This window comes from Candidatus Saccharibacteria bacterium, from assembly GCA_016700015.1.
Lineage (GTDB): Bacteria > Patescibacteriota > Saccharimonadia > Saccharimonadales > Saccharimonadaceae > Saccharimonas.
Genome location: CP064995.1, coordinates 753,241 through 768,488, shown reverse-complemented (window position 1 = coordinate 768,488; position 15,248 = coordinate 753,241). Strand labels below are relative to the sequence as shown.

The following is a 15,248-nucleotide window of genomic DNA, read 5'->3' as shown; positions in this document are numbered from 1 at the left end:
GCCGCGGCGATGAAGTGATCGAGTATATATTTACGTAGTACACTAGCTATATGAGTCGGCAAGAACTTGGGCGAGATGTATGGTATGACGGCGGGCTGAAAGGCTATGCTATGCTTGATGTGACGCACAGTGTGCCAGCCATCTCTCCGCTAGTGATTGACGGCACCGAGCTACTTCCGAAAGAAGAATATCATGTATCGATCGCAAAACTTCGTGCACTCGCACGGGGCGATGCTGCGAAAGAAGCCGAATTAGTCACCTTTTTGCAGGAATATTTTGCCGAGCAGGACCATGAGTTCAGGTGGGCCGGGCTGACGGGTGACTACTACGTATGTCGTAAGCCCAATCAGGCGGGAGAGACGCAAATGACACTAATAGGTAGTGTTGAGATTGTAGGTCTTCGCGCGCTTGAAAGGGCAATGCGTGATAGATTTGATCCTGCGATCCGCCTAAGCCAGCCTCACGTCACATTGCTCAAGTCTACTAACAGCCCGTATGGGATTGGTATCAATAGTGCCGATGATTTAGCGTCGCTATGCACACCCATTGAACTGCAGTAGCTAACAGATATGATGCCGCGCCTTCGGAGTAGAGGCCTCTCCCTTTTTATGAGATTCTTTGCTATACTACAAAGTGAAAACACGTGTGGATGGTGATAGATAGAAGTTCGACGTAGGCGAATTACTACCTGTTACTCTCTACACTTTAGAAAGGAGACACTATATGTCTATCATTAACCCTAATGGCAAGGATATTATTGCCGTTTCTACCGATTTTTGCGGCAAGAAATTAACACTCGAAGTCAACCGTGTGGGCTTTCGCACCACCGCCAGTGTGCTCGTTACCTACGGTGACACGGTGGTGCTCGGCACGGCGATGGTTGGTACTAAGCCTGTTGTACTCGACTATTTCCCCCTGAGCATCGACTACGAAGAAAAAATGTATGCAGCCGGCAAAATCAGCGGTAGTCGCTTTATCAAGCGCGAAGGCCGCCCAAGTGACGAAGCGATTTTGATTGGCCGCTTGATCGACCGCCCTATCCGCCCACTCTTTCCAAAGGGCTATCGCCAAGAAGTCCAGGTGGTCAGCAGTGTGCTGAGCATGGATCCGAATTTCCGTCCCGACATGGTGGCAATGATCGCTGCCAGTAGCGCGCTCATGCTGACTGGTACGCCATTTGATGGTCCAGTGGCTGGTCTGCGTGTTGGTCGTGTGGCCGGCGAATTTAAGGCATTCTTGACTGCCGAAGAGCGTGCGGCTAGCGACCTCGACCTCGTGGTAGCTGGTATTGAAAGCGGTGTCACGATGGTTGAAGCTGGTGCCAATGAAGTTGACGAAGAAGTGGTTATAGACGGTATTGCCTGGGCGCAAAAAGCCCTGCAGCCTGCAATCGCTTTGCAGCGTGAACTTGCTGCAAAAGTTGCTCCTGTCGCACAGGAATACACGCTGGTGCTGCCAAATGAAGACATCCAAGCGGCGGTTGATGCATGGGTTGATGGCAAATTGGGCGAAAAGATCCGTGCGCCATACCCGGAGCGCAACGAGATGGTCAATGAACTCCGCTGGGCATTCCATGAAGCCATGACCGAAAAGGTAGGTGAAACCTACGCTGACGTGAAAGATGAATACGACGAAGCCTTTACGATGGCAGTTCACAAAGATGTTCGCAAGGGTATTGTCGCCGATGGTAAACGGCCTGATGGTCGTGGTCTCGATGATATCCGCACCCTTAGTAGCGAAGTCGGGCTTTTGCCACGCGCGCATGGGAGCAGCCTGTTTACCCGCGGTGTCACCCAAGGGATGAACATCGTCACCCTAGCGCCGCTGAGCTTTGCCCAGATGGTTGATACCATGGAAATCACTGACGGCGAGCGCCGCTACATGCACCACTACAATGCCCCAGGCTATACGGTCGGCGAAGTTCGTCGCCTTGGTAGTCCGGGACGACGCGAAATCGGCCACGGCTACTTGGCTGAGCGCGCATTGATTCCAGTATTGCCAAGTGAAGAAGAATTCCCGTACGCAATCCGTAGCGTCACCGAAATCATGAGCCAAAACGGTAGCACCAGCATGGCTGCTACCTGTAGCTCGTGCCTCGCCCTTATGGACGCTGGTGTGCCCCTAAAGGCACCAGTTAGCGGTATTGCTATGGGGCTGATGATGGATGGCGACAAAGCCTACGTGCTAAGTGATATTGCCGATGCCGAGGATTTTGCCGGCGACATGGACTTCAAGGTCACTGGTACCGCTAGCGGTGTCACAGCTGTGCAGATGGACATGAAACTCCACGGGCTGCCGGTAGAAGTACTTGCCGAAGCGATTCGCAAAAGCACACCGGGCCGCAAATACATTCTCGATCACATGCTCTCAACACTTGCTGGTCCACGGGAAGCGCTAAGCCCGTATGCACCGCGTATCGAAAAGATCAAGATCAATCCAGAAAAGATTGGTGCAGTGATTGGTAAGGGCGGGGAAGTGATCAACAAGATTACGGCTGAAACCGGTGCCATGATCGACATCAAAGATGATGGTCTCATCACAGTTGCCAGCAGCGACACCGCTAGCATCGAGCGAGCGCTCGACTGGATCCGCGGTCTGACCGAAGAGCCAGAAGTCGGTAAAGTCTACACCGGCAAGGTTGTCACTATTAAAGACTTCGGTGCCTTTGTGAACATCATGCCCGGGACCGATGGCATGGTGCATATTTCGCAGCTTTCCGACAAGCGTGTCGAAAAGGTAGAAGATGTACTAAAGGAAGGCCAAATCGTGAAAGTGCTACTGACCGGTATCGACGAACGCGGCCGCTTGAGCCTGACGATGAAAGGTGTTGACCAGTAGTTATAGCGTGAATAATAAAATGTCCCGGGCACGCTCGGGACATTTTTCATACGTCATTTTCCACGAAGAGGATACGTAATAAAAAGTAAGATTAGTGGAACAAAAACTAATTCTGAGGCATAATACCCAAACGTATCGTAGCAAGATATGCGATCTCCAAAGAACGCACTACATCCGCTTGGTCCTAGTACAGACCAGTACGTGTAGAGTAAAATCAATAAGCAAGAAAAAGCAAGGGATAAGTAGACTGCTTTTCGGAATCGTTTTTTCTTTAATAAATTCTTATTTTGTGTCAAACCGAGGATACAGGAAATACCTAAAACTATTACCGCAAATGAGAAGTGTCGGGGATGTTGAAAGAGACTAGCAATATTAATCAAAATTACCACAAGCAGAATGCCTGTTTCTGTCTTATAGTAGCGATATAACGGTATAGCTTTTGCCATAATTTGATTTTATCACGCTCGCGCATATAACGTCACTTCAACGTGTTGCTGACTAGCATCGACGAGCGTGGCCGCCTGAGCCTCACCATGAAGGGTGTTGACCAGTCCGCGCAGATTGACTATTAGTACCAACTGTGATATAATATAGAGATATGGCACAGTTGGAACTATTCCTCAAACCTGTCGTCGGTGTCCACCAGCAGCTTGGGCAGATTGATGGTCAATGGGTAGTGGGTCTCCGTAGCGGAGGTGAACCTATATGGGATCATGAGGGTGGCTACCAGTATTATCAGCTGGGCGAACGCCACGTCCGAACTATTTCACTCGCAGATGAGATGGCACGGCGTGCGGTGGGCTATTTCGCGCAAACGCGCGCTTTGAGCCCCGTGCACGCACCTGCCTACAACTGTCACACGCTACCGTTCGCGCTAGCGGGCCGCCTAGACACGGGCTTACTCCCAGCGCTTGACTATCAGCATTTGGTGCTTGAAACAGGGACAATCCGTACGACCGACACGCTCGTGCCTAGCAAGTTCTACTATGCCAAGCGGCCAGGGGATGACCGACCCGCCCATAGCTTTGTAGCGCTCGATAGTCATACGACACTGAGCGTGCTTGGCGATGGCCAGCCACTTGTCGTCATGGACCCCGGCACTCTCGCAGGCCTTTATGATGCTGATCGATTCGTGCGCTACACACCAATCGAAACACGACTCGGTCGAGAGGCTACTATTACCAGCTAATCCATATCGGTACAACTGCTGGTTCGGTTTTTCACTTACTCTTTTTGCGTCGTTCCGCTACAATAGTAGCTATGGCAAAGCCCACACAAACAATCGGTTCTATGCTGCGTAGCCCCACGGTGCAGAAGCTGCTCGCCTATGTGCTGCCACTTTTGTTTGGCTGGATCTTGAGCAAACTCGATCAAAAACCTACCAACAATAAGAAGTAGATGCATGGTTACGCAGCCATATACGTACCTGGTACGGTGCGCGATGGCGCATCATTAACAGAAGGCATTCACCAGATGCTTACTTATTGCCGGGTTTCTAGTAATGTTGGTTGGAATATGTATCTATGGGCCTGGCCGTTTGTGCTGGCGTGGGCAACGAAATGCGTGAATATGCTTGCTCGCAAATCTAAAATGTAGTTCTCTACGGCCGGCATGACAGCACCGACTCACTGACCATGTGTAGAAATGGTATATACTATACGGCATGAGCAAAAAACGCCGCTCGGATGAAATAACCAATACGCTCGTCATACTGGTATTTATCATCCTGGTAGGCGCAGCGGTTGACGCAGTGGTTATTTATCCGATACTTGGCATAGAGGGGGATGGTTCTCGAGTAGCGGGCGGACGAAGCCTTGCCCCAATTTTTTCGAGCATCATTCTCCTCGGCTGGTTTATTTGGCTTTTTATAAAGTATAAGTTTTGGACAATCTACGTTCACAGATCAAAAAATACGTCGCGGTCTCGCAAAACTCGGCAGTAGCCCTATACTAGTGATATGACGAAATTAGACCAACTTATTGCGCTCCGCGATGAGATCATCGCTGCCGATGTCTGCGTTCATTTGCGTGAGTCGGCGACGCAGCTGGTCATGGGTGATGGCAGCCCCGATGCCGACATCGTCTTCATTGGCGAAGCGCCAGGTAAGGCAGAGGACGAACAGGGGTTACCATTTGTCGGCGCAAGTGGCAGATTCCTCAATGAAATGCTCGCTGCAGCCGGCATGCAGCGCGATGACGTGTATATCACCAATATCGTGAAGTATCGTCCACCAAACAATCGTGATCCAGAGCCAGAGGAAAAACGCGCTTTTTGGCCATACCTTTTGCAGCAGCTTGAGATTATTCAGCCAAAAGTTGTGGTGACGCTCGGCCGGCACAGTATGGAATATTTTCTGCCGGGTATGTACATAAGCCAGATTCATGGTCAGCCCAAGCGTATCCGGTTTGGCGAACACGCGCTGGTGATCGTACCGCTGTATCATCCAGCAGCAGCACTGTATAACGGTAGCTTGCGGCAAACACTTATCGACGATTTTGTGCGTATGCCGGAGATTCTAGCACAGGTTGGTTAAAAAGAAGTACTTATAGGTGTTAGGGCGGTCGGGTAAACTTTTTATCTGACTGCTTATGATTGGTATCTGGTGGGGTGGTTGCTACAATGAGCGGCATGTCACATCGACCCATCATCACTTTCACGCTGGCAAATCACACTAAGGTGAACTATTCACCTATAGTGGAGTCGCTTGCCCAAAGCGATGCTGAAGTAATCGCGGTTGAAGCGGTAGGGGAGTCGATGGATGAGCGTGAAGCGATTGAGCGTGTGCTCAACCGTATTTTTGACCCACATGATGACCTGCGCAGAGCTGACATTATAAAGTCGTCAGGGAGAGAAGATGGGTTCATAAGTCATGTCGCTTCGAAGTTCGAAAACAGTGAAAAGCGGCTATTACTCCTCGATATTTCCCGTGATCATAGAGTTGCGCAGCTTGTACACTATGTTGATTGCCTATTGCGTGAATGGGTTGATGGTGTTCAAGCCGGGAAAAATCGTGTAGCGCTGCGGCAACTGATGCGGCACATACTCGAACTCGACGCGAGGGCAGTCAATGCCCGGGATGCCATTGTAACTAAGCAGCTTGTGCGCGATATTGAGCAATTTGGCGCTGCGAGCTACGCGGTGTTTCAAGGCTCTATACACACCAGGGTGAGTCATCATATGGCAAAACGGGCATGCACTTCACGAGTGTTTATTTCTCATCCCGACGATCGTCTGCCACTCTTTCCACAGGAGATCACGAACTTCGGTCCCTATTGTAGCGCCCTGCGCTGCCAAATGTTTGGTCGTAAACCAACTGATGAAGATGTTGACGAAGCGATGAACTATTTTATTGAGAGGCTGAACAAGCTATAGTGTTCACACGAGTATTGACTTTTTCTACATTTTATGATACAATGTAGACAATTACCCTACAACTATGAATATTCGTGAGCCGCAACCAGAACACAAAGAACAAGAAGTGCCGCCTGGCACGTCATTTCATTTTGTGTACTGTGAGCATACGCCCGATATGGCCGTTGAAATAGCAAAAAGCCTACGGGGTTGTGAGGTTGTTGCACTCGAGGCAATCGGTGTATCAGAGGGAGATGTCGCGAAGCATGAAGCGCTTCTGCAATCTGTCATATGTGGCGATATACCCATTGCACAACTTGATGGTATTTGTAGTGATGTTGTGTATAAATTGGTAAATGAGCTACAGAGACAGGGTACAGTAAAGGCAATAAGGCTTATTGATGCGCGCAAGGAACAAAAAGATATCTATGATACTCACAGAGAGGATCTATACGACGAAAATATCTCCTCTATGGCTCGCAGCGGAGATCATCGACGGTTCTTTAGGTCGGTGATAGATTACGCAATGTACTCTGGTTTGAGTGATAGGCGCAGAGAGGATTTGTGCGCATATCAACTCTTAGCTCTCGCCGGGGAGTATCCGGGCAAGCGAATTGGTGTAGTCCAGGGCGCCGCACATACCGGCACGCAACATGTGATTGATCGTATGGGGATAGAGAATAGTCGAGTATTTGTTGTTGATGAACTAAAATCAGCTAGAGGTGTCATTTTCTCGCCGCACGATACGTTAACTCGTCAGGTTGCCTATGGCGCAAAGAAGCTTGATCGGCGGATGGTCCTTCGAGCCATTGCTGATACGCTAGAATGTGAAGGACTAGTTGATCCATTTGGTGATCCTTATGCTATGACTGATGATCAGATCGGTCAGATTATTGCCAAATGGCAGGCTGCCCAAGACTCCACTGGTACTGTTCGTCGATAATTTCTAATAGTAAGCTGGGCAATGTAGCGTTTACGTTACCCAGATATCTTATCGACGAGTCGTCTTGAATTACTGGAGCAGTTATGCTACAATACAAACACTTCAGAGAGGGAACACGACAGCTACCAAAAACCTCTCACCTCTGAATACATGATTTTGAAATTATTTTATACATATCAATAAGGAGAACAAATAATTTATGGGTCAACGACGACTCACAAAACCCATGGCAGATGATGCCAGCAAGCGCCCTAACCAGGCAAAACCAAAAAGTAACAATACCGTGCTCAACGCCACTACCACCCGCAAGGGTGAGGTATTCCGCGCCCAGCGCCGTACCAGCGAAAATGTGAATATGCAGGCTAGCCAGCATATGATCAATGTGCCGGTAAACAAAAGTGTTTACAACGGCTACAAGGGTCGCCAATTCAGCTTGGCCGATCAGCCCAAGCGACCACGTGCACCACGTCCAACGCTCAAGGTGATTCCTATCGGCGGTGTAGGCGAAATGGGTATCGGCAAAAACATGACGGCCATTGAATACGACAACGACATCATTGTCATCGACATGGGCTTTCTGTTCCCGGGTGCTGACTATCCCGGCATCAACTACATTACGCCAGATATCACGTGGCTCGAAGAAAACAGGCACAAAATTCGTGCTCAGGTGTTTACGCATGGTCATCTCGACCACATTGGTGCCTTTCGTCACCTGGCGGTAAAAATTCCTGCGCCAGTGTATGCTAGCAAATTTACCATCGGAATGTTGCAGCGTCAGATGGACGAAACTGATGGCAGCTATACCCCTGATTACCGCGAAATGAACCCTGAAGCGCACGATAGTGTACAAATTTGTGATTCATTTAGTATCGAGCTAGTACGTGTAAACCACAGTATTCCCGATGCTACAGCAGTCGTGGTGCGCACGCCTGTTGGCAACATTCTCAGTAGTGGCGACTGGCGTATTGAAGAAAACCCTGTTGATGGCAAGAAGTTCGACTTCGAGCGCATCACCGAGATCGCGACGAAAGAAGGTTTTCTGCTTTTCATGAATGAAAGCACCAACTGTGAAAGCGATGGCACGCATACGCATGGTGAGTTTGATATTCAGCACAGCATGGGTGAAGTGATGGAAAAATACCCGAACGGCCGAGTGATCATTAGTAGCTTCTCAAGCCAGCTGCACCGCATGCAAATGATTCTCGAGGAAGCGCAAAAGCACGGTCGTAAAGTAGCTTTTGCAGGCTATAGTATGATCCAAAACCTCGAAGTTGCGCTGCGTACGGGGGCGATCAAGGTGCCCAAAGACACCGTCATGAAGATGGAAGATATCATTAAGCTACCCGACAGCAAGATTACCATTGTTTGTACCGGTAGTCAGGGTGAATTTAGCGCTGTGCTCAACCGTATGGCCACTGGTGCACACAAGTACATCAAGATTAAAAATACTGATGTCGTAGTGCTGAGCAGTAATCCGATCCCGGGCAACGAAAAGTACGTCGTGCGCACGGTCGATGGCCTGATGCGCGAAGGTGGTGAAATCATCCAAAATGGCAAAACACACCTTACTGGCATTGGCCCGCTTCACCTTTCGGGGCACGGGTACTACGAAGATCATATTCGCGTGATCACTGCCGTGAATCCCAAGTACTATCTGCCGAATCACGGCGAGTTCCATATGCTCGTGCACAACGCCGAGCTTGCCGAGAAAGAGTGCGGCATCCCACGCGATAACATCTTTGTTTGTGACGCTGGTGATATTGTTGAATTTGATCACGAAGGCGCGCGCAAGATCGGCCGCGTGCCCGTGGGTGGTATTATGTACGACGACAGCGGGGCGGTGGTGAGTGAGGTAGTGCTCAAAGACCGTATTCATATGAGCCAAGAGGGCATGTTTGTGGTGGTGCTGACAATTGCTCGAGGTAACGGCCGCCTGCTCACCAGCCCTGATATCATTAGCCGTGGGTTTATTTATCTACGTGATAGCGAAGAATTAATGGGTATGATTCGTGCCTACTTGAAGCAAAAAGCCGCCCGTAGTTTCAGTGGTAAGTATGATCTCGATGTCGTCAAAAAAGAGATCAAAGACGAAATAACGCATATTTTGTACGACCAAACCCGCCGTACACCTATTGTGATCCCGGTTATCAACGAAATCGGTGTGTCGATGAAACCACCAACTGGCCGCGCACCACAACCTGCAAAGCAAGGGCAGCCGCAGGCGAGGCGGCCATTTGCACCTACCCCAAATCAGCGTAAATTTCCTCCAAAGCAATATCCAGATACAGAGGCGATAGAGCCCGTCATTCGTCAAGGTGGTCACAGCTACTAGCAGACTATTGCATTTTGTAGTAATTTATGCTACAATTGGAGTATTCAGGTGAACAGATTTAGCTCGCTCAATCTGTTCCGAGAATACGAACAATTGTATCGATTTCCCGAAATCGATACAATACGCTGTACATAACAGATAAAAACAGAGTACAATACATACAAGTTATGGCTAGAAAATCATCAAAACATAGGGGCAAAAAAAATAAAAAGCCTGAAGCACCGCAGCATGCGCTGCCGATTGGGTTTTGGTCGCAAACACTAGCCGTGCTGTTGATTGTATTTGCAATTCTACTTGTGATCTCTTGGTTTGGCGCTAGCGGTCCGGCATTCGATTGGGTCAGGGATGCATCGCTGCGCACTATCGGGTATGCCACCTACATACTGCCGCTCGTTAGTGTATACGTGGCAGTCGCTGTTTTTCGCGTCGAAAACAATAAATTACCTGGCATTATGAAGTTTGCTTCACTCCTGCTCATCGTGTGGTTTGCGGGCCTGTTTGGGCTGATGCGCCAGGATGGTCAGGCAACTACTGGGGGCGTGGTGGGTGATACGGTGAACAGCGGCATGCTTTCACTTGTTAATACGCCAGTTGCCGCCTTTATTTACCTGGTACTCATTCTCATCACAGCGCTGTTTGTTATGCAGAAAGCTGTTGGGGATGTGCTGGCAGCAATTGCACGACTGTTCCGTCGCAGCAGCGAAGATGACGCCAATGTGGCTGTTATGCGCAAAGCTGCTGAAGCTGATGCCAAGACCAACGCACCAATGGCCGATTTCAAGCTCAATGCGGGCGTACCGATGCTTACCCCTGAAGATCAGAAGAAAGCACGGCTTGCAAGTTTGAAGAACAGTGTCAAGCCAGACAAAGAGGCCGAAGAAAAAGCTGCCATGCTAGCAGTCAGTGATCCGAACTGGAAAGCACCGAGCCTGGAACTACTCGAGAAAAAGCAAAGTCCGGCCGATGCCGGTGACATCCAGCAGAATGCGCATATTATTCAGAACACGCTGCGCGAGTTTAGTATTGATGTCGAAATGGAAGGCGCTAACATTGGGCCAAAGGTAACGCAGTACACGCTTAAACCGCCGGCCGGTATAAAACTTAGCCGTATTACCGCACTCGAAACCAACATCGCGCTAAACCTTGCAGCCAGCAGCCTGCGTATGGAAGCGCCAATCCCTGGCCAAAAAGCCGTGGGTATAGAGGTGCCGAACAAAAAGGCTGCCGATGTGCGTATTCGCGGTATTTTGGAAAGTAGTGAATGGGTCAAAGCCGACGAGCCGCTAGCTTTTGCCGTTGGTAAAGATATTTCTGGTGCGCCAGTAGTAGGTGAGCTCAACAAAATGCCCCACCTTTTGATTGCAGGTCAGACGGGTAGCGGTAAATCGGTGATGATCAACACGCTGCTCACCAGCCTGCTGTACCGCAACAGTCCGAGTGATATGAAGCTGATTTTGGTCGATCCAAAGCAGGTGGAAATGGCACCCTACAGCGAAATTCCACACTTGCTGACACCAGTGATTGTGGAGCCAGAAAAAACCATCAGCGCGCTCAAGTGGGCGGTGAACGAGATGGAGCGTCGCTACACACTGCTTGCCGAAGAAAAGGTGCGCGATATCAAAAGCTACAACGACAAGATCAAAAAGCGCGGCGGCCATGTAAGCGTCGAAGACGAAGACGGCAATATGCAAGAAGTTGATGAGGGTACGATGCCGTATGTGGTGATTGTGATTGACGAGCTGGCCGACCTAATGATGGTGGCCGCGCGTGATGTCGAGGCGCTGGTGGTACGTATTGCCCAGAAAGCCCGTGCCGTCGGTATTCATCTGGTGTTGGCAACTCAGCGTCCGAGTGTCGATGTGATCACCGGCCTGATTAAAGCCAATATTCCGGCCCGCATTGCCTTTACGGTGGCGAGCCAAGTCGATAGCCGCACGATTTTAGACCAAATTGGTGCCGAGAAGCTGCTGGGGCAGGGTGACATGCTCATGAAAACCGCCACGATGCCAAAGCCAAAGCGTATTCAGGGTGCATGGGTGATGGACGAAGAGGTCAACAAGGTGACCGATCACTTACGGATGCAGAGTGCACCGCAGTACAATGACGAAATTATTAGTCAGCCTGTGCACCTTAATGGCAAGGGTGGCGTGGTGATGGATTTTGACCACGAAGGCGGAGATGACATGTTCCGTGACGCGGTGGCAGTGGTGATTCAGAGTCGCAAAGCCAGTACGAGCCTGCTGCAACGCAAACTACGCGTCGGTTATGCTCGAGCAGCGCGAATTATCGAAGAAATGGAAGAACAGGGAATCATTGGCCCAGCCGATGGCGCCCGCCCGCGCGACGTGCTTATTAGTAGTATGGCCGACCTAGATGCCACCAGCAGCATAGAAGACGATACGCTGTAGCTAGGCCGCGACGTATTCGCCGAGAAGAGTGACCTGATGGTCGCTTTTTTCGATGGCAGCAACGAGACTACGTAGGGTATTGCCGGCAGCATCGACGACTATGAAAAATTTATACTCAAACGGCTTGCCAGGAATAGGCTGGGACTGAAGCTTGACGAGGTTGATGCCGGCATTGGCAAACACAGCAAGTACTTCGGCGAGCGCACCTGGCTTGTGGCTGGTGGTAATGACGAGCGAAGCACGGTTGGCCATAGGGTCGGTCGCGCGGTCTTCGAGAATAAGAAACCGCGTGATATTTGTTGGGTCATCTTGAACACCCGCCCTCAGAATAGTCATTCCGTGCAGGTGAGCAGCTTGCTCACTCGCGATAGCAGCCGCATGAGGTGAATCAAGCGATTTGACGTACTCAACAGCTGCGGCGGTGTCAAAATACTCGACCATTTCGGCCATAGGCAGAAGAGTACGAACCGTGTCGTGGCATTGGCTAAGTGCCATAATTTGCGAGTAGATCTCGGTGATGTCGCCAAGTTTCGCACCTGGCCTAGCAATCAGGTTGTGGGTAATGGGCAGTTTGACCTCGCCAATAATTGGCGCGCTGCAGCGCTCGACAAGCTGATAGACATCGTTGATCGACCCATAGAGTGTGTTTTCAACCGCGGCCACGACAGCATCGATATCACCGGCTTCGTAGGCGTCGAAAAGGTTAGCAAACGACGTAAAATAGGCAATCTCAGCAGTATCGCCATACCACTGCTTGGCGACGTGTTCATGAAATGAGCCGGCTTGGCCTTGGATCCCTACGAGCATGCGTCCTATTGTACCACTAGACATACAGATTGAAATAGCGTATAATTACATCTGTTATCAACCTGAGGTTAGTTGCAACAGACTAACTATCCGTAAATGGATGCCAAAGGAGGTTCCATCTATGAAAGAATATGAACTAACCGTTCTTATTCACCCAGATCTCGAAGTAGATCTGGAAGCACCACTCGACAAAGTGCGAAAACTTGTCAAAAGCAACGGTGGTGAGATCGTCAAAGAAGACAACTGGGGTAAGAAGCGCCTAGCGTATCGCATCAAAGGCGAAGATTTTGCCGTGTATGTATACATGGATGTTAAGCTGCCAGCTGATGCTCCGCTAAAAATCAGCAACACACTTAACATCACCGACGAAGTACTGCGCTACCTGCTTGTGACTGTCGACGAAAAGGGTCGCAAGGCACTGGCTGAAGCCAAAGAGCGTCGAGCAAACAGCGACGAAGACGAAGATAGCGAAGAATAGTAACGGGTAGGCAAGGAGAAGTAGGGATATGGCAAAAGGTTTTAATAAAGTAATCCTGATGGGTAATCTGACGCGCGATGTTGAAATGCGTACGACGCCGAGTGGCCAATCTGTCGCCAACTTCAGCCTCGCTGTCAGTCGCAGTTGGAAAGGCCAAGACGGCCAGACACAGGAGCAAACCAGCTTCATTAACTGTGTTGCCTGGGGTAAGGCCGGCGAAATCATCGCACAGTACGTGAAAAAGGGCGATGCGCTGCTTGTCAGCGGACGACTCGATCAGCGTAGCTACGACGACAAAGATGGCAACAAACGCCAGGCTGTCGAAGTAAATGTGGAAGACTTCAACTTTGTCGGTGGTCGCGGCGGCGGTAGCAGCAGTGGCGAGAATGATTTTAGCCAATCTGCACCAAAAAGCGCGAGTAAAAGCAAAGATGTTGTGATCGAAGATATCGATGACAAGCCGATTGATCTGTCAGAGATTCCCTTCTAGAAGGAAATAGTATGTTAAACACTTTACGAATGAAAACATTAGAAGCCCTTCATGCCATTGATGAGCCTGTAGGTGTTTCTTGGCTAACTGCAATGTCGCTACAGCTTGATGGAGACCCGAGCTATGAGCCAATTCAAGAGCAAGGAACTGAGTGCGCATGCTGCAATTGGTATGGGGTATTCCCGGTTTCCACTGCAGAGCTGTTAGGCAAAAAAGGGGCTGCGCTCGCGCTAGGCGACGTATTTAGTGTTGAACTAAATATCGCCGCAAGCTCGCCGGCTGATGTGGCGGCCGACGTAGAGCGGTACTGCGAACCGGTATCGGACGAAGAATTTGAAGCAATGATTAATGGAGAATAGAATATGAAACGATTTAAGAAAGATGCACCAGTCTATTTTGACTACAAGGACGCCAAAACATTGATGCGTTACATCAATATGTATGGTCAAATCGAACCAATCAGCAAAACGGGCCTTAGCGCCAAGCAGCAGCGCCAACTGGCAGTTGCTATTAAGCGCGCTCGCCATCTCGCGCTGATGCCATTTGTTGCTCAGGGGTAGGGCGTGTACCAACCAACTGATCTCAAAAAAGGTGTTGTGTGCCAGATTGATGGCAAGCCTTACCGGGTAATTGAATATGGCCAAAAAGTCATGGGCCGCGGTGGCAGTATTGTCAATGTGAAGCTGAAAAATCTGCTCGACGGCAGTGTGCTGCCAAAAACGTTTAAGGGCCAGGATAAGATTGAGCCAGCCGAGGTGCGCACCAAGCAAGTGCAGTATCTCTATAACGATGGCGCTACCTACTTCTTTATGGACCCAGAAAGCTTTGAGCAGCACGAACTGCCTGCCGAGCTGATGGATGATGCCAAAGGCTACCTAAAAGAAGGCGATATGCTCAGCCTGCAGTTTTTCGGGGAACGAGTCATCAACGTCGAGCTACCGAAAAACCTATATCTTACGGTCACCTACACCGAAGATGTGGTGAAAGGTGATACCACCAGCAGTGTGCTGAAAGACGCGACGCTTGAAACCGGCATTACCGTGAAAGTACCGGCATTTATTAAAGTGGGTGATATCATCAGCGTCGATACGACGACAGGTGAATACCGTGAGCGAAAGAAATAATATGTCGATTGAATCGAAGACATATACTGCGCTCGTGCTCGATGAAGGCAGCAGCTGGGAGACGCGTAGTCCTCTCCATCTCACAGTGACTCCTCCTTGTATGATGAGTGAAGCTCAAGCTCACGAGTTTGGGTCACTCCTTCGTGTTGATTTGCATCGATTTGGCGCAGTTGACCTGATCGGTGAAGGTGAAGACTGGTTTGGGCCGGCGCATACTGAGCGTGTGCGACGAATGGCGCGGACAGCCGAACTACTATTGCTGCATCAACTGGCGATGGACGCATTAGAAGAGATTGTTCCCACTGTTGATACTACCTATGCATATGATAAGTATCAGCCTCATGTGACACTAAAAAATGGCAGCGGATCCTTTGCTAGGGGTGAACATCGCTCTATCAATGAACTAAAAATACTGCGCAAAGACCCGGGCAGTGGACTCTATACTGTTAGCACTACCATACCACTGGTCGAATAAAC

Annotated in this window: 18 protein-coding genes; 16 read left to right on the top strand and 2 right to left on the bottom strand. The window is 49.8% G+C overall.

Annotated elements, in window-relative coordinates; all coding sequences use genetic code 11:
- Positions 1 to 50: 50 nt before the first annotated feature.
- Together IPM09_04230 and IPM09_04225 are read left to right on the top strand one after the other, a co-directional pair.
- Entirely contained in the window at positions 51 to 560 is a 510-nt protein-coding gene (locus IPM09_04230; GenBank protein QQS21697.1) for a hypothetical protein, read from the top strand.
- A 163-nt stretch (positions 561 to 723) separates the two neighbouring features.
- Positions 724 to 2,838: a polyribonucleotide nucleotidyltransferase gene (locus IPM09_04225; GenBank protein ID QQS21696.1), complete on the top strand. Its 2,115-nt coding sequence runs from the start codon at positions 724 to 726 to the stop codon at positions 2,836 to 2,838.
- Between the two features lie 458 nt (positions 2,839 to 3,296).
- On the opposite strand, the gene IPM09_04220 is transcribed toward IPM09_04225, so the two are convergent.
- The gene (locus IPM09_04220; GenBank protein QQS21695.1) at positions 3,297 to 3,443 is read right to left on the bottom strand and encodes a hypothetical protein; all 147 of its coding nucleotides are present in this window, start codon (positions 3,441 to 3,443) and stop codon (positions 3,297 to 3,299) included.
- Here IPM09_04220 and IPM09_04215 point away from each other — a divergent pair.
- The 8 genes from IPM09_04215 to IPM09_04180 all read left to right on the top strand — a co-directional run bounded on the left by IPM09_04215 (position 3,437) and on the right by IPM09_04180 (position 11,872).
- Positions 3,437 to 4,027: a hypothetical protein gene (locus IPM09_04215; protein ID QQS21694.1), complete on the top strand. Its 591-nt coding sequence runs from the start codon at positions 3,437 to 3,439 to the stop codon at positions 4,025 to 4,027. The two genes, IPM09_04220 and IPM09_04215, sit on opposite strands and share 7 nt — an antisense overlap.
- Positions 4,028 to 4,098: 71 nt before the next feature.
- Positions 4,099 to 4,236 carry a hypothetical protein gene (locus tag IPM09_04210; GenBank protein QQS21693.1) on the top strand — a complete coding sequence of 46 codons (138 nt, stop codon included), beginning with the start codon at positions 4,099 to 4,101 and terminating at the stop codon, positions 4,234 to 4,236.
- A gap of 265 nt (positions 4,237 to 4,501) precedes the next feature.
- Positions 4,502 to 4,780: a hypothetical protein gene (locus IPM09_04205; protein QQS21692.1), complete on the top strand. Its 279-nt coding sequence runs from the start codon at positions 4,502 to 4,504 to the stop codon at positions 4,778 to 4,780.
- A 15-nt stretch (positions 4,781 to 4,795) separates the two neighbouring features.
- Positions 4,796 to 5,371 (top strand): uracil-DNA glycosylase, encoded by a 576-nt coding sequence (locus IPM09_04200; protein ID QQS21691.1) that lies wholly within the window; start codon positions 4,796 to 4,798, stop codon positions 5,369 to 5,371.
- Between the two features lie 95 nt (positions 5,372 to 5,466).
- Positions 5,467 to 6,210 (top strand): hypothetical protein, encoded by a 744-nt coding sequence (locus IPM09_04195; protein QQS21690.1) that lies wholly within the window; start codon positions 5,467 to 5,469, stop codon positions 6,208 to 6,210.
- 64 nt (positions 6,211 to 6,274) lie between these two features.
- A complete protein-coding gene (locus IPM09_04190) occupies positions 6,275 to 7,132 on the top strand; it encodes a hypothetical protein (GenBank protein QQS21689.1) in 858 nt (285 codons plus the stop codon).
- 199 nt (positions 7,133 to 7,331) lie between these two features.
- A complete protein-coding gene (locus tag IPM09_04185) occupies positions 7,332 to 9,464 on the top strand; it encodes a ribonuclease J (GenBank protein ID QQS21688.1) in 2,133 nt (710 codons plus the stop codon).
- A gap of 167 nt (positions 9,465 to 9,631) precedes the next feature.
- The gene (locus tag IPM09_04180; protein ID QQS21687.1) at positions 9,632 to 11,872 is read left to right on the top strand and encodes a DNA translocase FtsK 4TM domain-containing protein; all 2,241 of its coding nucleotides are present in this window, start codon (positions 9,632 to 9,634) and stop codon (positions 11,870 to 11,872) included.
- On the opposite strand, the gene IPM09_04175 is transcribed toward IPM09_04180, so the two are convergent.
- On the bottom strand, positions 11,873 to 12,679 hold the full coding sequence (locus IPM09_04175) for an ACT domain-containing protein (protein ID QQS21686.1): 807 nt from the start codon (positions 12,677 to 12,679) through the stop codon (positions 11,873 to 11,875).
- A 121-nt stretch (positions 12,680 to 12,800) separates the two neighbouring features.
- On the opposite strand from IPM09_04175, the gene rpsF reads away from it, so the two are divergent.
- From rpsF to IPM09_04145, 6 genes are read left to right on the top strand one after another with little or no spacing between them, the layout of a single operon-like run.
- Complete coding sequence (gene rpsF, locus IPM09_04170; protein QQS21685.1) at positions 12,801 to 13,157, top strand: 30S ribosomal protein S6; 357 nt, start codon at positions 12,801 to 12,803, stop codon at positions 13,155 to 13,157.
- A gap of 28 nt (positions 13,158 to 13,185) precedes the next feature.
- Entirely contained in the window at positions 13,186 to 13,647 is a 462-nt protein-coding gene (locus tag IPM09_04165) for a single-stranded DNA-binding protein (protein QQS21684.1), read from the top strand.
- A 29-nt stretch (positions 13,648 to 13,676) separates the two neighbouring features.
- Entirely contained in the window at positions 13,677 to 14,006 is a 330-nt protein-coding gene (locus tag IPM09_04160) for a hypothetical protein (protein ID QQS21683.1), read from the top strand.
- 3 nt (positions 14,007 to 14,009) lie between these two features.
- Positions 14,010 to 14,207 carry a 30S ribosomal protein S18 gene (locus IPM09_04155; GenBank protein QQS21682.1) on the top strand — a complete coding sequence of 66 codons (198 nt, stop codon included), beginning with the start codon at positions 14,010 to 14,012 and terminating at the stop codon, positions 14,205 to 14,207.
- Positions 14,208 to 14,210: 3 nt separating this feature from the next.
- The gene (efp, locus tag IPM09_04150; protein ID QQS21681.1) at positions 14,211 to 14,771 is read left to right on the top strand and encodes an elongation factor P; all 561 of its coding nucleotides are present in this window, start codon (positions 14,211 to 14,213) and stop codon (positions 14,769 to 14,771) included.
- 1 nt (position 14,772) lies between these two features.
- Positions 14,773 to 15,246, top strand: coding sequence for a hypothetical protein (locus tag IPM09_04145; protein QQS21680.1), 474 nt, complete (start codon positions 14,773 to 14,775; stop codon positions 15,244 to 15,246).
- The last annotated feature ends 2 nt before the right edge of the window (positions 15,247 to 15,248 follow it).